The organism is Chloroflexia bacterium SDU3-3 (genome assembly GCA_009268125.1).
In the GTDB taxonomy this organism is placed as follows: domain Bacteria; phylum Chloroflexota; class Chloroflexia; order Chloroflexales; family Roseiflexaceae; genus SDU3-3.
On the sequence record WBOU01000010.1, the window covers coordinates 34,759 to 57,742 of the forward strand.

A 22,984-nucleotide genomic window follows, 5' to 3' on the forward strand; every position below is an offset into this window, starting at 1 on the left:
TGTATGCTCCTCTATCGTTGTAGCCGAACTCAGCATGGAGAAGGCGGATGTCGTGGCCAGATCCAGCCCGCACTGCCCCCGCCAGAATTGCACCATCATAACACACAAAAAAGGCCGGGGTGCAGCAGATGCACCCCGGCGATCTTCCGGGCGATGCCCAGGCGCACGGGCTAGCGCGGGCGAACCGCGCCGTAGTAGTGCGACTGGTAGTACGAGCTGTTCAGGCTCGACACCTGCACGCCGTAGCGCGGGGTCGAGGCGTGAACCATCTTGCCGCCGCCGATGTAGATGCCCACGTGGGTGATGCCGCGCTTGGCCGCAGTGCCGGTGAAGAACACCAGGTCGCCGGGCTGCAGCTCGCCGGGGCCAACCTTGGTGCCAGCGCCGTACTGCGAGGCCGCCGTGCGAGGCAGGCGCACGCCGTACTTGGCATACACATACGAGGTCAGGCCGCTGCAGTCGAAGCCGCTGGGCGAGGTGCCGCCGTAGCGGTAGCGTGCGCCCACGAAGTTCAGCGCGTACGAGGCCAGGTCGCCGCTCACCGGCACGTTCGAGAAGTTGATCGTGCCGCCGCTCTTGCCCGACTTAGTGGTGGTCTTCGCCACCGCCTTGGGCAGCGCCGGGAAGTCCTTGGTCACGCCCACGCGGCGGGCCACGCGCTCGGTCACATCCAGGTAGTCGCGGAAGACCCAGGCGGCCTTGCCATCGGCAAGCTTCACCTTGTACCAGTCGTTGTACTTGCCCACCAGGTCAAGCTGCGCGCCGGCGTTGATCATCGCCACCTTGGCATACTTGGAGTCCGGCCCCTGGCGAAGGTTGATCTGATCCTCGCGGGTGCGGCCCACCAGCGCCGGGTTCGGGTCGGGGATGCTGATCGCATCGAGCAGACGGTTGTTGATCGCCGCGTCGATGTTCAAAAACTCGCCCTTCACCCAGCCATCGGCACCGCCGGGGATACCCACGTGGTACCAATCCTGGTAGCGCTCCAGCAGCTCGATCTGCTGCCCAGCGCTGAACTTGCTCATCGAGACATAGTTCGTGCCGGGGCCATCGCGCATCTGCAGGCCCTCTTCGCGCACGGTGGCCACCTTGGGCGGCGGCGGCGCGGGGATGGCCGACTGCTCGATCTGGAACACTGTGTACTGCGCGCCATCGGCCATGTCAAGCAGCGCGCCCGAGACCCAGTAGACCGGCTTGCCCGGGGCCTCGCGGATCTGATACCAGTCGTTATATGTGCCGATCACCTCGACAGGCGTGTCTTTCGCCATGCGGGCGACCGCATCGTAATCAGTGCCAGGGCCATTTCGCAGGTAGATCATGTCGCCTGCGATCATGGCATCCACCACCACCGGCGCGAACGCCTCCGAGCGCGAGACCAACGAATCTGGCGCGGGGATCTCGGCATCATCCAGCGGTGGGTCGCCGACCAGCGTATCATCCATGCCCAACGGTGAGGCAGGGACGGCCAGATCGGCGCTGCCCTGAGTCACAATCGGCTGGGCCGTGGGCAGCATCACGCCCGGGCGGATCTGGCTGAGCGCCACCGCAACAGGGAGGGCAAGCATAACTGCGCCATGGAGGAAGTACCGCGTGGGGATGCGCGAAAGGGTGCGAAGTGGGGAGCGGAGTGCTTGCTGGAGCTGTTGCCACTGGAGAGTGGACGAACCGTTAACACGCTGGTAGCGCACACGTCCGCGATTCGCCCGCCGCTGCAAGCTATCGAGATCTTGTAATCCCGTAGGCAACAGGGGCCGATGACTCTGCTCAATCATGGAGCATCTCCTCATGCTTGTGTCTGCGGCGTAGCGTGGCCGTCTTACCCAAACGATTATGCATAGTGTGTGGATAAAAACGCCATTGAATATTGCTGCAAACTTGGCCGACTATACCATAGGTTCGCCAGCTGCGCAAAAAGCGCTGGCGGCTATGGAAACAAAGCGCTGTTGCAAACCCATGCGCCCAAAAATCCGTGGCGCTGCAAGACGCTATCGACTGTGGATGCAACAATAGGCCCGCCGTAACAACGGTTGCTGCAGCTGCGCGACCGCAGCCTCAGAAACGCGTCGCTGAATGGATGCTGAGAGCCTTCTGAAAGGCATCTCACACATGGAAGAGATATAAAGCTACAACCATGCGATTAACGCCATATTAATTTATGTTTGGCCGTTTGTCAATACAACGATTATTCGGCTTTGTGACGGTATATAATCAAATCTTGCAACAAAAAGAACAAGCAAACAAAATGACAGTTGGATTAAAACGGGACGTAAGTGGAAAGCCTTTCCTATTTCAGCATTTTCTCAGGATCGCCCTCAAGCAGGCGCTTCGCCACCAGATCAAAGGCCCCATCCACAGGCTGCTCGGCCCAGCGGTCATCGCCCACGCCAAACGTTACCAGGCTTTGATCCAGGGTGTAGCGCTCGATCTGCGCGGGGGTCAGGTCGCGCATGGCCCAGGCCAGGCCCAGCAGCCGCTCCTCGGGCAGATCGGTGTGGACATAGGCGCGCAGCGCGGTGGTGACCGCGTCGAGCTGGGCGATATTCTCGTGCAGGCCCTGCTCGCGGAAGCGGCCAAGCACGGCGGTGAGTACGATCTGCTGTCGTTTCATGCGCGCGAAGTCGCTATCGGGGTGGCGGATGCGACTGTAGATCAGCGCGGTCTCACCATCGAAGTGCTGGTCGCCCTGCGGGAAGTGCACCTTGGCGTAGCCATAGTCCATGGTGGGAAATTTGTTATCGTGAAGCTCGCGGTCGACATGCACGGTCACGCCGCCGATCGCGTCGATTGCATCGATAAAGCCCTGAAAGTCGATAGTCATCGTATAGTCGATCGGCGTACCAAGCGCGTGCTCCAGGGTGTCTTTGGCGATCGCAGCGCCCGCCGCCACATCGCCCCGGCCATACATCATGGCGCTATTGATCCGGCTGTAGCCATAGCCGGGGATCTTGACATACAGGTCGCGCGGCAGCGAGAGCATGGCCACCCGCCTGCGCTCGGGGTCGATGCGCAGCACGATGATCGCATCGCTGCGCGCGCCGCCGGTCTCGCCGGGGCGCTGGTCGGTGCCCAGCAGCGCGATGGTGATCGGGCCGCTGGGGGCGGGCGTGGGCACCAGGGTGGCGGTGGGCACCAGGGTGGCGGTGGCGGTGGGCAGCGGTGCGGCGGTAGCAGCAGCCTGGGTGGGCGCGGCCTCAGTCGGCGCGGCCTGGGTGGGCGCGGCGGTCGGTGCCACCAGCGCCACCTGCTGCGGGGCGCGCGGCGAGGTCATGGCCTGCACATTCTGGTGGATGTGCAGCAGCCGCAGCAGATCTGGCCCCACCATGCTGGCGGCCACCAGCACGCCCAGCACTACCAGCGAGGCCAGCACCGCCTTGGTGGGGAACAGGCCCATGGGGCGCGGCGATGGGGTGGCGAGCATAGCTGGGCTGGGCGGCGGCGGCGGCAGAACAGGCTGCTCGGCGCGCGGCGGCGGTGCGGCTGGCATGCTCAGCAGCGCATCGAGCAGCCGGGCCTCGATCGCGGCGCTGTAGGCCCGGCACGAGGCGCACTGGGCCAGGTGAAAACCGAGCTGGGCGCGCTCGGGGGATTGCGAGCCGGGGGTCAGGCCCCGGTCAAGAAGGTGGCGAGAAGCATCGCAGTTCATTGACGTATTCCTAGGATGTCTTTGCAGCTAGTTCGGCGCAAACCCCTAACTATGGTAGCATGCCCGTCAAGTTCTAGCGCTTTATCTGCCTTCAAAATTGTAAATATTTTTTTGTTTAATTCATTCAAAGAATAGCTTACCCTTCGCATCAGTGCCCGCCTCACGCCTGGTCATTTTTGGCTTTGTGATGCAGATCGCTGCTGCCTTACGACGCAAGGCAGGGCGGTGAAATCCGCATGAAAACGATACAAGCAAAAGGTAGAGATATGAAAGTTGTTCAGGTAATCCTTACATCTCTCTACCGTTACTTTCCTTACAGGGCAATACACGTGACAAATAGTTGACGCCCAAAAATATCGATGTAAAGATTTTATGTTCTTCTGAAGCATTCTAGCGACGCCGCGCATTCACTCGGCCTGATCGATCTGTCAAGTAATAGGATTTTTTGCAAAAAATTGCGCATTGACATGCAGCGTATACCTTGATACGATAGGCCCGCACCAAAATTCGCTGGTGTAAAACTCCGTTTCCTTAACCCGTCCTGAACTCTGTTTCTATCAATCCACTATCAGACGTAGCCCCCTGTGGGAAGAAGGTTGTGTATGAACTCACCTGTCGCCCGTACCAGCCAGATCGGCATGATCGACCAGATGATGTACGCCATTGTGTGGCATAGTCAGAAGCAGATCACACATACCCTCACCCAGCCCGAGATCGACCTCACGCTGCCCCAGCTGATGACGCTATTTGCCGTGCAGAACAGCGGCCCCTGCCGCATGAGCCTGCTGGCCGACCTGACACGCCAATCGGCGGGCACGCTCACCGGGATCGTGGATCGGCTGATCGCCGACGGGCTGCTGGAGCGGGCGCGCAATGTCAACGACCGCCGCGTGATCGAGGTGGCGCTCACCGCCGAGGGCGAGCGACGGCTCAATGGGGCCGTGGGCGCGCGCCGCGAGGAGATGCAAAAAGCGCTCAATATGTTCACCGACACCGACCTATCTGAATTCGCCCAGTTCCTCCAGCGCTTCCTGGACCGGCTCCACCACAATACACCGATCACCAACGACTAAATACAAAAGCGTTGTTTTCTACTCTATTGTAAAACACCCTGTAACACGAGTAATAGCAGTTTCTGGCAATGACCGCCACTTCTACCAGAGAAACGATAGATAGGTAGCTCTTTTGCGCATCGCACACCTACTGCCGAGTATCGCACGCCCATAGCCAAAAGACGACAGCAGAGGGCGAGCAGTTCTCATCGAACATCACACCTAAATGGAGCTATCGCAACCACCTATGAATGCGCCACATAGCTGCCAATGGTATAATTCCTCATCGTAGCACAAGCGTCTATGCATCATGAGGTTCAGCTATGCTAGACCGCGTCGATCTTGACCGAACGGTCGGCAAAGAAACGTATCAGCGGCAGCTACCAAAACTGCAGCAGCGGCTGTACGATCTCGAAGTTGAGATCATCGCTTCCAAGATACCGATCGCGATTATTTTTGAAGGGTGGGCTGGCACATCGAAGATCGGCACAATCGGGGCGCTGAGCCGACGGCTCGACCCGCGCGGCCTGCGCATCCACCCGATCACCCCGCCCACCACGGTGGATAGCGAATACCCCTGGCTCAAGCGCTTCTGGCAGCGCATCCCCGCCTATGGCGAGATCGGCATCTTCGACCGCTCGTGGTACCGCGAGGTCATCAACGGGCGCGCGCAGAAGAATCTCTCGCAGGCCGACTATATCCAGCAGTGCGAAGACATCGTCTCGTTCGAGCGCATGCTCAACGACGATGGCGTGATCTTGCTCAAGTTTCTGCTACACATCTCGAAAAAAGAGCAGCAGAAGCGCTTCGAGGAGATCTTGGCCAACCGCGTCACCGCCATCCAGGTGACGCCCGACGACCTCTGGCAGCACAAGCACTACGACCGCTTCTGGCATGTGACCGAGGATCTGCTGGCCCGCACCACCACGCCCAACGCGCCCTGGACGATCATCCCCGCCAACGACAAGAGCTACGCTCAGCTGACCGTGCTGGAGCAGATCATCGCCAAGATCGAGCAGCGCGTGCAGCCCCACGAGGGCGCGACCATGCCCCTGGCCGCCCGCCCCGCGCCACCCGCGCCGCCCGCCCCCGCCAGCACGCCGCCCGCCTACGACGCGGCCAGCGTGCTGCGCTCGCTGGACCTGAGCAAGCGGCTGGATGAGCAGGACTACAACCACAAGCTGGCCAAACTGCAGGCCAAGCTCTACCTGCTGGGGCTGGCGGCCTACAAGCAGAAGCGCCCGGTGGTGCTGGTGTTCGAGGGCTGGGATGCGGCGGGCAAGGGCGGCACGATCAAGCGGATCACCGAGCCGATGGATCCGCGCGCCTATGTGGTGCACGCAATCGCCAAGCCCGACGGCGAGGACAAGCAGCACCACTACCTCTACCGCTTCTGGCGGCGGCTGCCCCAGCGCGGCCAGATCGCCATCTTCGACCGCTCGTGGTATGGCCGCGTGCTGGTCGAGCGCATCGAGGGCTTCGCCCGCACCGACGAGTGGCAGCGCGCCTACGCCGAGATCAACGAGTTCGAGCGCCAGCTGGTGGATTTCGGCACGATCATCTGCAAGTTCTGGATGCACGTCAGCCCCGGCGAGCAGCTGCGCCGCTTCGAGGAGCGCAAGGCGGTGCGCTACAAGGCCTGGAAGCTGACCGACGAGGACTGGCGCAACCGCGAGCGCTGGCACGAGTACGAGGATGCGGTGGAGGACATGGTGCGCTTCACCAGCACGCCGCGCGCGCCCTGGCACGTGGTCGCCTCCGAGGACAAGCTATACGGTCGCATCCGCACCATCCGCACCATCGTGCGGCAGCTTGAGGATGAGCTAGGCAAGGTCAAGCTCTAGGCCGTAATCGAAAGCAGCACGCGCACAAGAGCAGCCTCAGGGCTGCTTCTTTTTTGGCGCGACGATTGCTATAGCGGCGGTAGCGCATTTTTCTCTACATATAAAGGATACCGCTATGCTGCACACCAACTGGAAGGGCTACCGCACGATCGCGTGGTTCGGGCAGGGCCTGCTGGCCAGCGCCACGCTGCTGATGCTCTTCCGTGCCAACTGGCTGGCCGCCGCCGCGCTGGGCGGCTTTCTGCTGGCCTCATTCGCATTCATGAAGCTTGAGCACCGGCTGCCCACGCTGTTCGACATGCTGTTCGTGCTGGCCGCGCTGATCAATGCGGGCGGCTGGGCCTGGGATCTGTACAACCAGCCCGGCCTCTATGACGAGATCGCCCACTGCTTCACGATCTTCGCGTTTACGCTGGCCTTCGGCTACCTGCTGTTCGAGCGCATGATGGCCAGCTTCTACGACCACCGTGTGCTGTTTATCGTGGTGATCGCCAGCCTGGGCATCGCGCTGGGCGCACTGTGGGAGGTCGGCGAGTGGCTGTCCGATTTCGTGGTCGCCAAGCAGATCGTCTCGGGGCTGGATGATACGATCAGCGACCTGATCCTGGACAGCGCGGGGGCGGTGGTGGCGGCGTGGATGAACATCGCCGTGCTAGAGGAGCGCTCGCGGGCCGAGCTGGCCCAGAAGGAGCGCGAGGAGCAGGGCATGGCCGCGCAGCCCAGCATGCGACGGGCCTAGCGAGCCTGTGCGTTCTCGTTTGGCAGCGATTCTTTACCACGAAGACTCGAAGACTCGAAGATTCGGAAGGGGCGAAAATGAGCAAGCACGGCTCGCACTTTTTCTCTACTATATAAAAGATGATCACCGCCTGTTTGTTTATCAGTATCGATCAAACAAACTGCGGTGATCATCTTTTTTCTGCCAAATCACCGATCAGGCAGATCGCGCCTACTCGGCCACCAGCTCCTCCAGGCGCACGCTCAGCACGCGCGATGCGCCGTCGTCGCCCATCGAGACGCCGTAGATAGTGCTGGCCACCTCGATAGTGCCACGGTTGTGCGTCACCAGCAGGAACTGGGTCTGCTCGCCCAGGTCGCTGATCATGGCGCGGAACCGCCCCACGTTGGCCTCGTCCAGCGCGGCGTCGACCTCATCCAGGATGCAGAAGGGCGTGGGGTTGACCGCCAGGATGGCGAACAGCAGCGCCGAGGCCGTGAGCGCCCGCTCGCCGCCGGAGAGCAGCGCGATGTTCTGCTGGCGCTTGCCGGGCGGGCGCACGGTTATGTCCACCCCATAGTCATCGATGCTGGCCGCGCCATCGGCCTGATCGCCCCCGCCGGTGGTGAGAAACAGCTTGGCCTCGCCGCCGCCAAACAGCCGCACGAAGCACTTCTCGAACTCCACCGCGATGGCCGCGAAGGTGCGCTCGAAGCGGTCGCGCATGGCCGCATCCAGCTCGGCGATCAGCTCGCGCAGCGACTGGGCGGCCTGCTGCAGGTCGCCTATCTGCGTGGTCATAAACTCGTAGCGCTGGTTGGCCTGCTCGTACTCCTCCAGGGCCAGCGGGTTCACCGCGCCCAGCCGCGCCATGCGCCCGCGCATGGCGGCGATCTGCTCGGCCATGTCGGCGGGGGCCTCGGCAGCATCCTCGGGCGGCGGCAGGGTCTCCACGTCCACATCGTCGGCGGCGGCGCGCTCCCAGATGGTATCCTGGCGATCCTTGGCGCGCTGGGCCTCCACCGAGGCGCGGCCATGGGCCGACTCGGCCTCCAGCAGGGCCTTGGTCTGGCCGGCCTCGCGCTGCTCCAGCTCGGCGCGGCGCTGCTCCAGCTCCTCCAGCTCGTGCTCGGCGGGGCCGATCAGGGTGCGCAGCTGGTCGATCTGGGCCAGCAGGGCGGCGTGGGTCTGCTCCAGCGCGGCCAGCTGCTGCTGCGAGGCCACGCGCTCGCGCCCGATGTCGGCGATGCGCTGCTCGGCCTCGCGCTGCTGCTGGGCCTGCCGCGCCAGCTGCTGGTCGTGCGACTGGAGTAGGGCGCGCTCGGCGCGCAGCTCGCCCTCGACGGCGGCGGCGGCGGCACGCAGCTCGGCCAGGCGGGCCTGGGCGGCGCGCTCGCGCTCGGCGCGGGCCGCGTCGGCCTCGCGCAGGGCGGCCAGCGCGGCGGATGCGGCCTGCTCGCGCTCGGCCAGGCGGGCGCGCTCCTCGGCCAGGGACTGCTCCTGAGCGTCGAGCGCGGCCAGGTCGGCGGCCACCTGCTCGGCGCGGCGGCGCTGCAGCTCGGCAGCACCCTCGGCGCGCTCTAGCTCGCGCCGCGCCCGCGCCTCGGCCTCGCGCTGCTGCTCTAGCTCCTGCCCGGCGCGGCGGCGGGCGGCCTCGGCCTCGCGCGCGGCCCGCTCGGCGGCGGCGATGCCGCCCTCAAGCGCAGCGCGGGCCTGCTGCTGCTCGGCGGCGGCGGCGCGGGCCTGCTCCACCTGCTCGGGCAGCTCGCGCAGCTCGCGCTCGCGGCGCAGCACGCCGGACTCCTTGATCTGCGCGCCGCCCGTCACCGCGCCGCCGCCGCTCACCTGCTCGCCCGCCAGCGTCACCAGCGACCAGCCGCCACCCAGGCCGCGCAGCACGCGGCGGGCGGTGGGCAGATCCTCAACCACGATCGTGCGGCCCAGCATGCTCCAGATCACGTCGCGGTAGTGCTCGTCGTAGTCCACCAGCTCGGCGGCCACGCCCAGCACGCCGCGCTCGTCATCCAGGCGCGGGCGGCCATCGCCGCGCTGCTGGCGGATGGTGTCCAGTGGCAGGAAGGTGGCGCGGCCTGCGCCGCTCTTCTTCAGCGCCGCGATCGCATCCTCGGCGTCGCCCCACTGCTCCACCACGATGTTCTGCAGGCGCGACCCCAGCGCCACCTCCACCGCCGTCTCCAGGTGGCTGGGCGTGCGCACCAGCGAGGAGACCAGCGCGAAGCCCTCGCGCCGCTGCGCCTCGGCCCACTGCATGGCGGCCTTCACGCCCGCGAAGGTGCCCGCGTAGCTGCGCTGCAGCCGCGTGAGGCTCTCCAGCCGCGCGTCGAGGTCGGCCAGGATGCGGCGGGCCTGCGAGAGCGACTCCTCGGCCCTGGCGCGCTCGCCGCGCAGGCGATCCAGCTCGGCGCGGGCTTGCTCCTCGGCCTGCTGCGCGTCGGCGCGGGCCTGCTGCGCGGCCTGCAGGCGCTGCTCCAGGCTGGCCGCGCCATCGCGCAGCTTCTGAGCCGCATCCTCGGCCTGCCGCAGCGCATCGGCCTGGCGCTGGTGCTCGCTGCCCAGCGTGGCGCGGCGCTGGCCCAGCTGGCTGGCGCGCTGCCCGGCCTGGGCCAGCGCGGCCTGGGCGGCGGCCTCCTCGCGCTGGGCCGCATCCAGCTGCTGGCGCGCGGCCCGCAGCTCGCGCTCGGCGTGGGCCTGCGCCTCGGCGTGGGCCTGCGCCTCGGCGCGGGCCGTGGCCAGCCGGGCCTCGGCCTCGGCACCGCGCTGGGCGATGGCGGCGCGCTCTAGCTCTAGCTCCTCGTGGCGCAGCCCCAGCTCGCGCAGGCTGCGCTCGGCCTCCTCCTCGCGGCGGGCCAGCGCGGCCAGGCGCTCGGTGCCCACGGCCAGGTTGCGCTGGGCCAGCTCGGCCTGGCTGTGCAGCCCGCTGCTCTCGGTGTGCAGCTCGCCCAGCCGGTCGCGCAGCTCCTTCAGCGCGGCGCGCGCGCTGGCCAGCTCGGCGCTGGCGGCGGCCTGGTGGGCGCGGCGCGCATTCAGCTCGCCCGCCAGCGCGGACTCGGCGGCCTCGGCCTCGGCCAGGGTGCGGCGGGCCGTCGCCCAGGCCGCCGTGTAGTGGCGCAGCAGCAGCCCGCGCAGCTCGCCGTTCAGCTCGTGGTAGCTGCGCGCGAGGCTGGCCTGCCGCTTCAGCGAGCGCAGGCGCGGCTCCAGCTCGGAGAGCACATCGGCGCAGCGCTCCATGTTCGCGCCGGTCTCGCGCAGCTTCGACTCGGCATCCGACTTGCGCGACACGAAGGTGCCGATCTCGGCGGCGTCCTCGAACATGCGGCGGCGCTCCTCGGGGCGCAGCGTCAGCACCGCATCCACCAAGCCCTGGTTGATAATGGTGTACGAGCCGCCTAGCGGCCCCACCGCCTCCTGCACATCGCGCAGGCGCACCCGGCTGCGGTTCAGGTAGTACTCGTTGTCGCCAGCGCGCGTGGCCTTGCGGGTGATCGTCACCTCGTTGTAGGGCAGCGGCAGCACGCGGTCGCTGTTATCTATGGTTAGGGAAACCTCGGCATAGCCCGAGGGCGCGCGCCTGCCGCCGCCGCTGAAGATCATGTCCTCGGTGCGCTTCGAGCGCAGCGCCGCCTGGCTCTGCTCGCCCAGCACCCAGCGCACGGCGTCATTAATATTGCTTTTGCCAGAGCCATTGGGGCCGATCACGGCGGTGATGCCGGGGCGAAATTCGAGCACGGTGTGCGCGGCGAAGGTCTTAAACCCGTGGATTTCTAGCCGTTTGAGGTGCATGCGATCTGTGGCCGACTATCTTCAAAGCCGCGTGCGAGAATCGCTCGTACGCAGCACAATACTGCATTAGAGAGGGATGAGACTTGGCCGCATTATAGCATAGAAGGTTGACAAGCCCAGCCGAACTCCCCATCATGACAGAGCATAGTTTGCTCGCCTTGCGCCCGCCTAGGGCCGCAGGGCGAGGAGAAAACGGGCGGCGGCACTGGGCTGGGCCTTCCCGCTACGGGATGGATCATGGCCAGCGCCAGCGATCTGGCACCTTCGCTGGATGGGCCAGGCGCCAGCGGCCCAGCCCACCAGCCCTCGGCCTTCCAGCGACCCAACTCACGAGCGGCCAGGATGCCCAACAGTGCATCGTGACGCTCCCCCTTGGCACATGACACACCCCATGCCCTCGATAGATGATCTTGTGGAGGCCAGCTACGACCAGCTGTTCCGCCTCGCGCTGCTGCTCACCGGCGACATGCGGCGCGCCGCGCTGCACATCCAGCAGGCCGTGCGGCAGGCCGCCAGCGCCCCGGGCCAGCCCGAGCAGGCGCTGCTGCGCGCCATGCTGCCACGCGCCGCGCGCTATGGCCGCTGGCGGCCCGGCCCGACCCAGCGCCAGCGCGCCGCCCTGCCCAGGCCCCAGGCCGATGCGCTGCTACGGCTGCTGGCCGAACTGCCGCCCGCCACCCGGCTGGCGGTGGGGCTGCACTACCTGCGCGGCCTCGCCCCCGACGAGCTAGCCGCGATCGCTGGCGAGGGTGCCGAGGCCGCGCTGGCCAGCTTCCGCGCCACGGCGGCGCTGCGCCTGGGTATCGCCCCCGCCGACACACCCCCGCCCGACCTGGTGCAAATGGACGCGTGGCTGCGCGGCAGGCTGGGGGCCGACGAGGCCACCGCGTTGCGCGGCCAGATCTTCGCCGACGAGGAGACCCGCGCCCAGCGCGACGCCATGCAGCGCGTGGCCGAGCTGCTGCCCATAGCCATCGCCGGCCTGTTCGCCATCGACCCGCCCGCCGCGCCACAGCCCGCCCCCGCCGCGCCAAGGCCGCAGCGCCCCCGCCGCGCCAAGGCGCTGGCCGCGCTGGTGGCTGGCGTGCTGCTGGCCAGCGCGCTGATCATGGTGGTGCCAGGGCTGTTCAGCCCGCCCGCCGCGCCTGCGCTAGCGCTCAGCGCGGCGGATGTGCTCGATGCCGCCATCCACCGCTTCGACCAGGGCCAGCGCGGCAGCGGCACCCTACACGAGCGCTACCGCGCCGCCATGCCAAACGGCGACGACATCACCATCGAGCGCTGGTACGACTTCGCCAGCCCCAACCGGCTATCGGTCGACGTGCATAGCACCCGACGCGCCATGTTCGCCCTGCGCGCCGACGGCACTGGCAACATCCAGTACTACGGCAGCCCGCGCTGGGCGCGCTTTGCCCCCGACCAGGCCCGCAACCTGGTCTACCAGATGCCCCCAGCCGAGGCCCAGGCAGCCATGCCCGTGCTGCGCAGCGCGCTGGTGGCCGACAGCCCGCACATCAGCGAGCGCAGCATCAAGCCCGACATCGGCGCGCTCTACCTGGCCCAGGCCCGCACCCAGGGCGCGGGGCTGCTGGGCAACACCCAGATGCTCGGGCGCGATGCGCTGCTGCTGCGCTACACCACCACCATGCTCCCCGGCGAGCAGGCGGATGGCGAGCAGCGCCAGGTGCTGCTCGCCATCGACCGCGAGCTGCACGCCCTGCTGGATGTCACGGTGCTAACCGAGCGCGGCGGCGAGTCGGCCAGCCAGCGGCCATGGTACGCCGAGCAGATCGAGCTGGTGGAGAACGCCCCGGTCGGCCAGTTCAGCATCGCCAACACCATGGATGCCATCCAGATCACCGGCGTGCGCAGCCTCAGCCTGCCCAACATCCCCAGCGAGCTGTTCACGACCCTTGAGGAGGCCCAGCGCAGCAGCACCAGCGCGCTGCTGGTGCCCACCGCCCTGCCCGAGCCGATGCGCGGGCTGCTGATCGACCGCAACACCAGCGGGCTGCGCCCGGCCTACACGCTGCTCTACGAGGGCGAGTTCCGCACCATCACGCTCTCGCAGGGCGGCGACGTGCTGCAGTACGGCCAGCTCGACCCCGCCGAGCATAGCGCGGGCGCGTACCGCTACAGCCTCGGCAGCACCCCAGGCAGCAGCATCGCCGTGGTCAGCAGCATCGCTGGGCAGGGCCAGCCGATCAGCATCCAGTTCGATGACATCTACAGCACCCCCGAGGAGCGCGCGGCGGCGCTGGAAAACATCATCACATCGCTCACCCCGGTGACGCGCGACAATGTCCAGGCGCTCCAGCAGACCCTGGTGCCAATGGCCGTGGCGGGCGGCGCACCCTAAACGTGCTGCCCCATCCTCACAGCAATTGCAGTCGCCAATCTTTCCCCGATGGCTCGTTCATGCTCATAAGCAAGAAGAGCGTCCGGGCCGCCCCAGCGCGCTGCTGCGCGTGAGGCCCGCCTCTGGCGGGCCTCACGCGCACATCACAGACACATAAGCCACTACATAGGCATGTTGGCGGCATCCGGCGTATAATAGAGCGGCAGAGCAAACAGATAGCCACGCCATCTCCTAAAGGCCGACCATGAGCAGAATCCAACGAATCACCCTTCTCGGCACACTCGCCCTGATCGCCACGGTGGGGGCGCTCGCGGCGCACGCGGTCGCGCCGCTGGTGGCCCAGGCCATCCCCAGCGGCACCCCCACCCTGCAGCCCGTCCCGGCCAGCGGCGCTTCCGACTTCACGCCCAGTATGAGCCAGCAGCAGGCCGCCGATGCCGTCACCGCCGCGCAGCAGCAGGATATGGCCCGCCGCGCCAACCTGGGGCCGACCCCGCTGGAAGGGCTACCTAGCTTCTCGACGGTCTACATCCCTTCCAGCAGGCACCACCTGAGCGACCGCGCGGGCTTCCTGAGCTTCTGGCGAGAAAACGGCGGCCAGCTCATCTTCGGCGATCCAGTGACCGACGAGCTGGTCGAGGATGGCAAGGTGGTACAGTACTTCAGCCAGGCCAAGTTCGAGTACAACCCCGAGTCGGGCAGCATCCAGCTGGCCCTGCTGGGCAGCCAGCTGGCGGCAGGCCGCAGCTTCGCGCCGGGCAGCCCCGACGGCGGCGACATGTACTTCCGCGAGACCGGGCACACGCTCAGCGGCGCATTCCTGATCTTCTGGCAGAAGCGCGGCGGGCTGCAGATCTTCGGCTACCCGATCAGCGAGCCGCTGCAGGAGACCAGCAGCATCGACGGCCAGCTGCGCACCGTGCAGTACTTCGAGCGCGCCAAGTTCGAGCACTTCCCCGACGAGCTGTACCCGCTCTACCGCCAGCAGGTGGCCGCGCGAGGCCTCAAGCTGGCCGCCCTGCACGAGGTTCGGCTGGCCGCCCTGGGCCAGCAGGCCGCTCGCCTGCGCGGCGCGCCCACCGCCGAGGTGCAGCCCTTCAGCGGCGCGGTGGCCTGGTCGCCCAAAAACTACGAGCGCCGCATCGAGGTCAACCTCACCACCCAGAGCCTGATCGCCTACGAGGGTAGCGTGCCGGTGTACCACGCGCTGGTGGCCAGCGGCCAGGATGGCATGAACACACCCACCGGCAGCTTCGCCATCTACGACAAGCTCCCGATCCAGGACATGGTCGGTTCGATAGGCAGCGAGTCGTGGTATGTGCCCTCGGTGCCATGGGTGCAATACGTGGTGGGCGGCGTGGCGCTGCACGGCACCTACTGGCACGACAAGTGGGGCACCGGCACGCGCATGTCGCACGGCTGTATCAACCTCAACATCGACGACGCCCAGTGGCTCTACGAATGGGCCGACATCGGCACCAGCGTGAATATCAGCTATTAGCCGAGGCCGCCTACGCAGGGGGTGAATCTCGACAATTGCCAATTGCAGATTCTTATGGCACAATCAGCCCTAACACTATACGGGGTATACACAGCACCACCAAGCATATCGGCAGAGGCCCAACCAAACGGCCCGCCAGCCAACCCAGCCCACCCCGGCCAGACGTCCCTCGGACGAGGGCTAGCGCACTTGCGGCGGCACCTAGGCACCTATGGAATCGACCACCCAACAGCCCGCTCTCGCGGTGACGGCGCTCTCGGCATGCTACGCCATACAGGCCGCCGCCGACCAGGCGCAGGTCGAACGCGCCCTGCTCGACGCCATAGCCCTGCTTGATGACGCCCCCGGCGCCACGATCATCCGCCGCAGCCGGATCGGCTGGCACGCCGCTGATGGAGAGCGGCGCACCCCGACCGACTGGCTCGACCGCGTGGCCCAGCGCCGCGAGCCGCACGCCACCGGCCCTGGCACCCCCCCTGCTGGCCTCTACGCCCCGCTCGCCGACGACCTCATGCTCTTCCTGCCCGCACCCGCCATCGCCAGCGACGATCAGCACGAGCCAGCCCGGCTGCTGGTAGAACATGCCGCGCTGGCCATCGCCCGCCTGCGCAACGCCCAGGCCCAGGCGGGCGCGGATAGACCGCCCTTCCCCCACCTGATCGGGGCGGTCAGCGAGCGCTACAAGGTGCTCACCGAGCACACCATCAACGCCGTGCTGATCTCGAACGACGACGGTATCATCTTCCAGGCCAACAAGGCCGCCGCAGCGATCTTCGGCTACCCCCCCGAGCAGCTTGTCAACCTGAACATCTCGCACGCGCTGGGGATCAGCACGCAGTACCTTCGCGACAGCCTAAGTGACTACTACGATGATGGCTACGGCGGCGGGATCGCCCGCATCCGCCGACCAGACGGCGAGACCCGCGAGGTCGAGTATGTGATCTGCCGGATCGAGGACAACCTGCACATCAGCATCCTGCACGACATCACCTACCCTCAGGAGCAGTCGCGCCCGCCCAGATCCAGCCAGTCGGTCGAGATCCACTACGGCCTGCCCCAGAGCCTCACGCGCTGGCCCCACAGCGAAGAGCGCTACCGCATGCTCATGGACACCTCGCCAAGCGCCATCCTGCTTGCCGCCGCCGATGGCACGATCAATTTCTGCAATAGCCAGGCGGCCACGCTCTTCGGGTATGCTCCCGTCGAGGCGATCCATGGCATGAACATCAGCGCGCTGATCGACGGCGAGCCAGGCAGCGGCGGGCAGATCATCGCCGACATCCAGAGCGGCCACAGCATCGAGTATGTCATGCGGCGAAAGGATAGCCAGCGCTTCTACGCCGACGTGAGCTGCACGCCGATGCCGCTGCCCCCCGAGGCGACGCCCACGCTCATCATCGTGGTGCACGACATCAGCATCCGCAAGCAGGCCGAGCGGCTGCTGACCGCCGCCTACAACGACGTGGCCTCGCGAAACCGCCACCTCAACCACACCCAGCGGCTGCTGCAGGATCTGTTCAACGGGCTGGAGGATGGCCTGCTGCTGCTCGATCGGCACGGCCAGGTGCAGGTGATCAACCGCACCCTGGCCAACCTGCTTGGCATCGCCCCCGAGCTGGCGCTCGATCGCCCCTGGCCCGAGGTCTATCAGCAGGCGTCACCGAGCTTCCCCGGCCACCTAGCACAGCAGCTGTCTACCGTCGGGCGGCAGCGCGCTCAGCACAACCGCTACACCGCCCCCGACGGGGTCACCCGCATCCTCGACATCCGCGTCACCGCGATCGGCCAGGCCCGCCAGATCAACCACATCATCATGCATGTGATTGACGAGACCGAGACCGTGCGCCTGCAGGAGCAGCTGATCCGCACCGAGCACTTCGCTGCCAGCGGCAAGCTGGCCGCCAGCGTGGCCCACGAGATCAACACCCCGCTGCAGACTATCCAGACCAACCTCAAGCTGATGCAGCGCATGGCCCCCAAGGACAGCCAGGGCTTTCTGGATGATGCGCTTGAGGAGATCCGGCGGCTGGGGCGGATCGTGCGACAGCTGCTCGATTTCTACCGCCCCACCACCATGCTCGTCGCACCGGTCGATGTCGCCGCGCTGATCGACCGCGTGATGCTGATGCTCGGGAAAACTATCCGCGACCAGCATATCGTGATCGAGCGCCAGATCGACAGCGACCTGCCCTTCATCTACGGCCGGGCCGACGAGCTGACCCAGATCGTGATCAACCTGATCATCAACGCGCTGGATGTCATGCCGCAAGGCGGGCGGCTGGGGGTGCGGGTCGAGCTGGCCCCCGACGCGGATAGCGCGGGGGCCGAGCGCATGGTGATCGCTATCACCGATAGCGGCCCTGGGCTGCCTCAAGGCCTGCGCGAGCAGATCTTCGAGCCGTTTATCACCACCAAAGAGCAGGGGACGGGCCTCGGCCTGTGGATCAGCAGGCAGCTTGTGCAGCAGCACGGCGGTACGCTCTGGGCCACCGACAGGCCAGGCCAGGGCAGCACCTTCTGGGTCGCGCTACCGATCAGCACCACGCCCACACGACGAGGAGGTACCTAGGTTGTATCGGTGAGGGAAAAGGCCGTTCAGGTGGGCGGGCTTCGGTGCCGCCTAAACTTTATTGTTCAAAGGCTCGATTATGACAGCAGACATCTTGCTTGTAGACGACGACAATACCATGCGCCGCGCCCTGGCATCATGGCTCACCCTCGCCGGGTACCGTGTGACCCAGGCCCCCGATGGCGAGGCCGCCATCGATCATCTCGAGCAGACGCACTTTGCCGTTGTGATCACCGATATCGTGATGGGCGATATCGATGGCATCGAGGTGCTGCACACCGCCCGCTGCCTCACACGGCGGCCTGCGGTCATCCTGCTCACCGGCCACGGCTCGCTCGAATCGGCGGTGGCCGCGGTGCGATCTGGGGCGCACGACTACCTGCTGAAGCCATGCGACGAGGAGTACCTGCTCAACTCGGTGGCCGATGCCGTGCAGCGCTACCAGTCCGAGCAGCGCCTGCGCGACGCGGCCCAGATCCTCACCGACTTCCTGCACGTGGGCGCGCCCAACACCGGCGCAGCGATCGCCACCAGCCCGCCTGCCAACCTGCGCGTGGGCGAGATCAGCATCGGCACCTCGCGCAAGCAGGTGTGGATCGGCAGCCGCCAGGTGCAGCTGACCCCGATCGAGTACGCGCTGCTGTGCTACCTGGCCGAGCGCCCCGAGCAGGTGCACCGCTACAGCGCGATCGTGCGCTCGACCCACCAGCTCAACCTCGACGAGTTCGAGGCCAAGGGGCTGCTGCGCACCCACTTTCTGAATCTGCGCAAGAAGCTCGGCTCGGCCTACTTCGCCACCGACCGCGGGATTGGCTATATGCTGACTATCCCGCGCAGCGAGGCCGAGCTAGAGGCCAGCAAGTAGCCTAGCGCGCCTGGGCGGCCACGCCGTGCAGCAGCAGCTGGGTGAGACGCGCGATCGCCCCAGGCGCGGCGGTGAGAGCGTAGGGATCCTCGGGGTTGGTGCCTTCCACAATATCGGCACCGCTGAGCGAGTAGCGCTCGACCGCGCTCGGCGCGAGGCTGCGAAACCCCCACGCGAGGCTGGCCATCTTCTGCTCGGAGATGTCGGTCTGGATGTAGCTGCGCATGGCCTCGCTGATGTCGGCGATGCTCTGCAGCTGCTGGAATGAGTTCTTCGCACGCATGTTGTCGAGCACGCCCATCAGCACCTGCTGCTGGCGATCCATCCGGCGGAAGTCGCTATCGGCGTGGCGGGTGCGGGCATACATCAGCGCTCGCTCGCCATCCATGTGCTGCTCGCCGGGCAGAAAGTGCGCCACGGTGTAGCCGTAGTCCATGGTCGGGTACTCGGGGTCGTAGATCTCGCTCGGCACATTGATATCGATCCCGCCGATCGAATCGATCGCCCCAACGAACCCGGCAAAATCGATCTCGGCAACATAGTCGATAGGCACCCCCAGCAGACCGCTCACTGTCCTGCGCATCAGCGCCAGCCCGCCACCAGCGCCATCCTGATCGCCGTAGGCGTGGGCCGCGTTGATCCGCGCGTAGCCATAGCCGGGGATGGAGACGACGAGATCGCGCGGCAGCGAGAGCATGGCCACGCGCTGCGCGTCGGGGTCGAGCCGCACCACGATCACGGTGTCGGCGCGGGTGCCGCCGCCCTCGTGCGGCCTGCGATCCACCCCCAGCAGCAGCATCGTGACCGCGCCGTCGCGGTCGGGCGCGACCTGCAGCACCCCGCGCCCGCCGCCCTGCTGGGGCGCGGGGGTGGCGCGGCTGGCCGCCAGGATGGTGTCAAGCGGCACGGGCGTGATCGTCTGCGTGGGCAGGGCCAGCGGCGGGGCGGTGGGCAGCGATGCTACCGCCGCTGTGGTGGGCGCGGCGGTGGGCGCGCGCGCCGCCGCCATGGGCGTGCTCGCCACCACCGGCAGCACCGGGGCCAGCGCCGCGCTGGTGGGCGTGGCGGGGATGGTGGTGGCGATCTGATAGGCCTGCGCGCTGCGGTGGATGCGCCCGAGCGTAAACACCACCCAGCCCACCAGGGCCAGCGCGGCCAGCAGCGCCACCGCCCCCGCGCCCATGGCCAGCCACCGCCATCTGCTAGCGCGGCGCGGCAGCGGCGGCGGCGCGACAGCAGCAGGCAGCGGCGCGGCTGGGGCCGGGTCGGCATCCATGGCGAGCAGCGAGGCGAGCAGCTGGTCGTGGGTCTGCTCGTCGTAGTAGGAGCGGCACGCCGCACATGTGGAGAGGTGAAAGCCTAGCTGGGCGCGGGCGGGGTGGCCGCTGCCAGGGCGGGTGCCACGTTCGATCAATCGGCGGGCGGTGTCGCAGTTCATAGGGCGGCGATCTGAGGGCGCAGCGCCCTCGTAGAAAAGTCCATTCCTCGAAATATGGCTATCAGTGTAGCACAAAAGGAACAGGCTATGTCGCACACCAAACTGATCGCGGGCGTATTCAGCGGCGCGGGGTCCGAGGCCAGCGCCGCCGCCGCCGCCCGCGCCATCCGGCAGCATGTGGGCCAGGTGCACGCGCACAATGTGGCGCTGCTGACGCGCGACGCCAGCGGCGCCCTGCAGATCGACGAGAGCGCCGAGCGCGACGAGATCCGCCGCGACGCGACGGCGGGCGCGGTGCTGGGCTGGCTGGTCGGCTTCGCCAACACGCTGGCGGGCGGCCCGCTCGGCCCCGCCGAGGGTGGCCCGCTCGGCCAGGCCATGGGCCAGCAGATCAGCGCCGGGCGCGACGCGGGCTTCGCGCAGGACTTCCTGCGCCAGCTGGGCGCGACCCTGGCCCAAGGCGACGCCGCGCTGCTGGCCGCCATCCCCGCGCGCGAGGCCGAGGCGGCGCTGGCGCTGCTGGCCCAGCACCAGGCCGTGGCGCACGCCTACGATCTCGACCCTCGGCTGCTGGCCAGCGGCTAGCGACGGGCGGCCAGGGGATGGAGCGGCGCTTCATCCCCTGGCCCCAGCGATACCACGCGAACATCGGCCAAAAGTAGCATCGAGTTTCGCCAGGGTCTCTGGTACAATCAATCCTGTTGACTTTCCACCCACGACCAACGACCACCAGCAGAAGCACTGCTTCTTCCGCCCCAGCGGCACCCGAAGAAGCGCCCAGGTACCGCGCTGTTGCAGCGGATGAGGAGAAACGCCAATGTCCAACACAGCAGAAATCACAATCGCCTGGGCACAGCTGCGCCTCGCTCGCTGACACCCCGCTGGTGCGCATGCCGCACGACAGCCTCGATCAGCTCATCAGGACGCCCGTAAGACCGTACGTATAACGACGCGCTGTGCCACCCGTATCGGTGTGGCCTTGCTGCGTGTCTTTCTCGACTCTTGCGCCCCCGCATATGGGTGCAGCGCCTTGGTTAAGTGCGCACTCAAGAGCCAGGAAATGCACGTTCTCTTGCCATCCACCGCACGCCTGCGCGGCGCGGGCGTGCGCGCCACCCATAAAGACCAAAAGTAAGGAGGAACACCCGATGAGCACGACCGCCTATGCCAGCCGCACCTACGCCGGAGAGCACGACCTTCAGCCAATCGTCGATCTGCTCAACCTGTGCGACTCCGTGGACAAGCTGGATGATAGCTACGGCGTAGACGACCTGCGCAACGAGTTGACCCGCCCCCACTTCAACCCCGAGCGCGACATCCAGCTCTGGGAGGAGGATGAGGGCCAGCTGATCGCCTACGCCGAGACGCCTATCCGCAACCCGACCGAGGATTCGGCGCACACCGAGGTGTCGCTCTACATCCGCATCCACCCCGAGCACCGCACGCCCGAGCTGGCCCAGCAGGTGCTGGCCTGGGCCGATGCGCGCCTCCACGAGCTGCTGCAGGAGCGGCAGAAGCCGGTGGAGGTGCGGTCGTGGGCACCCGACTACTACACCTACATGCAGGGCCTGCTTGAGGGCTATGGGATGCAGCCGGTGCGCTACTTCTTCAGCATGGATCGCGACCTCACCCAGCCCATCCCGGCGGTCAGCCTGCCCGAGGGCTACACGCTGCGCCACGTGGAGAACGCCGAGGATGAGGAGAAGTGGGTCGACGCCTACAACTGGTCGTTCATCGACCACTACAATTTCCACCCGCGCGCGATCGAGTCGCACCGCCACCTGCTGACCGACAAGAGCTACCGCCGCGAGCGCGACCTGATCGCCGTGGCCGCCGATGGCAGCGTCGCCGCCATCGCGTTCTGCTGGATCGACGAGGACTACAACCAGCGCAACCGTGCCGAGCACGGCTGGGTGTACATGCTGGGCGTGCGGCGCGGCCACCGCAAGCTGGGCCTGGGCCGCAGCATGCTGCTGGCCGGCATCACCAAGCTGCACCAGGACGGCATGAAGGTGGCCCGCCTGAACGTGGACGCCGAGAACCCCAGCGGCGCGCTCCAGCTCTACCAGTCGGCGGGGTTCGTGCAGGCCAAGCGCAGCATCGACTACTGGAAGCGGCTCGACAAGTAGCAGCCGCCCTCGCCGCAAGGCAAACGTGCGGCGTGAAGAACTGCACGCGATGCGCAGCAATAAGGAGAAGCAGAATGAGCCTGACCGCCTATCGTACCCGCGCCCACGCCGGAGAGCACGACCTTCAGTCGATCGCCGATCTCTTCAACCTGTGCGACGCGACCGACCACCTGGACGACAGCTACAGCGTCGAGGATCTGCGCACCGAGCTGACGCGGCCCGGCTTCGACCCGGCGCGCGATACCCAGCTCTGGGAGGATGAGGGCGGCCAGCTGATCGCCTACGCCGAGACGCCCACCCGCGCGGCGGATGACCACGCCGCATTTGTGGAGGTATCGCTCTACTTCCACATCCACCCCCAGCACCGCACGCCCGAGCTGGCCCAGCAGGTGCTGGAATGGGTCGATGCGCGCATCGGCGCTATGCGCAGCGAGAAGCACAAGCCCGTGGAGCTGCGCGCCGGAGCGCCCGACCACTACCAGTTTCAGATCGACCTGCTGGAGGGCTTTGGGATGCGCGGGGTGCGCTACTTCTTCACCATGGAGTGCGATCTCACCCAGCCCATCCCGGCCTTCGCGCTGCCCGAGGGCTACGCGCTGCGCCACGTGGAGAACGCCGAGGATGAGGTGAGGTGGGTGGAGGCCTACAACCTGTCGTTCATCGACCACTACAACTTCCACCCGCGCACCATCGAGCGGCACCGCCACTGGCTGAGCAACAAGGACTACCGCCGCGAGCACGACCTGATCGCCGTGGCCCCCGATGGCGCGGTGGCGGCCTTCGCCTTCTGCCTGATCGACACAGACTACAACCAGCGCAACGGCACCCACCAGGGCTGGGTCTGCATCCTGGGCGTGCGGCGTGGCCACCGCAAGCTGGGCCTGGGCCGCAGCATGCTGCTGGCCGGTATCACCAAGCTGCGCGAGGACGGCGCGACCGTAGCCCGCCTGAACGTGGACGCCGAGAACCCCAGCGGCGCGCTCCAGCTCTACCAGTCGGCGGGGTTCGTGCAGGACAGACGCCACATCAGCTTCTGGAAGCGCTACGAGTACTAGAGAGGTCTGA

General features: G+C 66.8%; 13 protein-coding genes and 1 pseudogene. 10 read left to right on the forward strand and 4 right to left on the reverse strand.

Annotated features, from left to right (window positions below; genetic code table 11):
• Positions 1-170 precede the first annotated feature (170 nt).
• Complete coding sequence (locus F8S13_16845) at positions 171-1,772, reverse strand: SH3 domain-containing protein (GenBank protein ID KAB8141808.1); 1,602 nt, start codon at positions 1,770-1,772, stop codon at positions 171-173.
• A gap of 512 nt (positions 1,773-2,284) precedes the next feature.
• A complete protein-coding gene (locus tag F8S13_16850; GenBank protein ID KAB8141809.1) occupies positions 2,285-3,643 on the reverse strand; it encodes a LytR family transcriptional regulator in 1,359 nt (452 codons plus the stop codon).
• Positions 3,644-4,245: 602 nt separating this feature from the next.
• Here F8S13_16850 and F8S13_16855 point away from each other — a divergent pair.
• From F8S13_16855 to F8S13_16865, 3 genes and pseudogenes are all read left to right on the forward strand, one after another.
• Entirely contained in the window at positions 4,246-4,716 is a 471-nt protein-coding gene (locus F8S13_16855) for a MarR family transcriptional regulator (protein ID KAB8141810.1), read from the forward strand.
• Between the two features lie 302 nt (positions 4,717-5,018).
• A complete protein-coding gene (pap, locus tag F8S13_16860) occupies positions 5,019-6,539 on the forward strand; it encodes a polyphosphate:AMP phosphotransferase (protein ID KAB8141811.1) in 1,521 nt (506 codons plus the stop codon).
• Between the two features lie 115 nt (positions 6,540-6,654).
• Positions 6,655-7,203: pseudogene (locus tag F8S13_16865) on the forward strand (hypothetical protein).
• A 285-nt stretch (positions 7,204-7,488) separates the two neighbouring features.
• On the opposite strand, the gene smc reads toward F8S13_16865, so the two are convergent.
• Positions 7,489-11,058: a chromosome segregation protein SMC gene (smc, locus tag F8S13_16870; protein ID KAB8141812.1), complete on the reverse strand. Its 3,570-nt coding sequence runs from the start codon at positions 11,056-11,058 to the stop codon at positions 7,489-7,491.
• A gap of 391 nt (positions 11,059-11,449) precedes the next feature.
• On the opposite strand from smc, the gene F8S13_16875 reads away from it, so the two are divergent.
• From F8S13_16875 to F8S13_16890, 4 genes are all read left to right on the forward strand, one after another.
• Positions 11,450-13,417 carry a hypothetical protein gene (locus tag F8S13_16875; GenBank protein ID KAB8141813.1) on the forward strand — a complete coding sequence of 656 codons (1,968 nt, stop codon included), beginning with the start codon at positions 11,450-11,452 and terminating at the stop codon, positions 13,415-13,417.
• Between the two features lie 412 nt (positions 13,418-13,829).
• On the forward strand, positions 13,830-14,918 hold the full coding sequence (locus F8S13_16880) for a L,D-transpeptidase (GenBank protein ID KAB8141964.1): 1,089 nt from the start codon (positions 13,830-13,832) through the stop codon (positions 14,916-14,918).
• Positions 14,919-15,129: 211 nt separating this feature from the next.
• A complete protein-coding gene (locus tag F8S13_16885) occupies positions 15,130-17,487 on the forward strand; it encodes a PAS domain S-box protein (protein ID KAB8141814.1) in 2,358 nt (785 codons plus the stop codon).
• Positions 17,488-17,566: 79 nt separating this feature from the next.
• On the forward strand, positions 17,567-18,352 hold the full coding sequence (locus F8S13_16890; GenBank protein KAB8141815.1) for a response regulator transcription factor: 786 nt from the start codon (positions 17,567-17,569) through the stop codon (positions 18,350-18,352).
• 1 nt (position 18,353) lies between these two features.
• Here the strand turns inward: F8S13_16890 and F8S13_16895 are convergent, their stop codons facing one another.
• Complete coding sequence (locus tag F8S13_16895; protein KAB8141816.1) at positions 18,354-19,790, reverse strand: LytR family transcriptional regulator; 1,437 nt, start codon at positions 19,788-19,790, stop codon at positions 18,354-18,356.
• Between the two features lie 54 nt (positions 19,791-19,844).
• On the opposite strand from F8S13_16895, the gene F8S13_16900 reads away from it, so the two are divergent.
• The 3 genes from F8S13_16900 to F8S13_16910 all read left to right on the forward strand — a co-directional run bounded on the left by F8S13_16900 (position 19,845) and on the right by F8S13_16910 (position 22,974).
• Positions 19,845-20,375, forward strand: a complete 531-nt coding sequence (locus tag F8S13_16900; protein KAB8141817.1) for a DUF1269 domain-containing protein — start codon at positions 19,845-19,847, stop codon at positions 20,373-20,375.
• A 563-nt stretch (positions 20,376-20,938) separates the two neighbouring features.
• Complete coding sequence (locus F8S13_16905; protein KAB8141818.1) at positions 20,939-21,919, forward strand: GNAT family N-acetyltransferase; 981 nt, start codon at positions 20,939-20,941, stop codon at positions 21,917-21,919.
• 74 nt (positions 21,920-21,993) lie between these two features.
• Positions 21,994-22,974: a GNAT family N-acetyltransferase gene (locus F8S13_16910; GenBank protein ID KAB8141819.1), complete on the forward strand. Its 981-nt coding sequence runs from the start codon at positions 21,994-21,996 to the stop codon at positions 22,972-22,974.
• Positions 22,975-22,984: the final 10 nt, after the last annotated feature.

What these genes read in the sequence shown, in the direction of transcription:
- F8S13_16845 (KAB8141808.1), bottom strand. Translation starts at nt 1,772, where the DNA reads ATGATTGAGCAGAGTCATCGGCCCCTGTTGCCTACGGGATTACAAGAT.
- F8S13_16850 (KAB8141809.1), bottom strand. Translation starts at nt 3,643, where the DNA reads ATGAACTGCGATGCTTCTCGCCACCTTCTTGACCGGGGCCTGACCCCC.
- F8S13_16855 (KAB8141810.1), top strand. Translation starts at nt 4,246, where the DNA reads ATGAACTCACCTGTCGCCCGTACCAGCCAGATCGGCATGATCGACCAG.
- pap (KAB8141811.1), top strand. Translation starts at nt 5,019, where the DNA reads ATGCTAGACCGCGTCGATCTTGACCGAACGGTCGGCAAAGAAACGTAT.
- smc (KAB8141812.1), bottom strand. Translation starts at nt 11,058, where the DNA reads ATGCACCTCAAACGGCTAGAAATCCACGGGTTTAAGACCTTCGCCGCG.
- F8S13_16875 (KAB8141813.1), top strand. Translation starts at nt 11,450, where the DNA reads ATGCCCTCGATAGATGATCTTGTGGAGGCCAGCTACGACCAGCTGTTC.
- F8S13_16880 (KAB8141964.1), top strand. Translation starts at nt 13,830, where the DNA reads ATGAGCCAGCAGCAGGCCGCCGATGCCGTCACCGCCGCGCAGCAGCAG.
- F8S13_16885 (KAB8141814.1), top strand. Translation starts at nt 15,130, where the DNA reads ATGGAATCGACCACCCAACAGCCCGCTCTCGCGGTGACGGCGCTCTCG.
- F8S13_16890 (KAB8141815.1), top strand. Translation starts at nt 17,567, where the DNA reads ATGACAGCAGACATCTTGCTTGTAGACGACGACAATACCATGCGCCGC.
- F8S13_16895 (KAB8141816.1), bottom strand. Translation starts at nt 19,790, where the DNA reads ATGAACTGCGACACCGCCCGCCGATTGATCGAACGTGGCACCCGCCCT.
- F8S13_16900 (KAB8141817.1), top strand. Translation starts at nt 19,845, where the DNA reads ATGGCTATCAGTGTAGCACAAAAGGAACAGGCTATGTCGCACACCAAA.
- F8S13_16905 (KAB8141818.1), top strand. Translation starts at nt 20,939, where the DNA reads ATGAGCACGACCGCCTATGCCAGCCGCACCTACGCCGGAGAGCACGAC.
- F8S13_16910 (KAB8141819.1), top strand. Translation starts at nt 21,994, where the DNA reads ATGAGCCTGACCGCCTATCGTACCCGCGCCCACGCCGGAGAGCACGAC.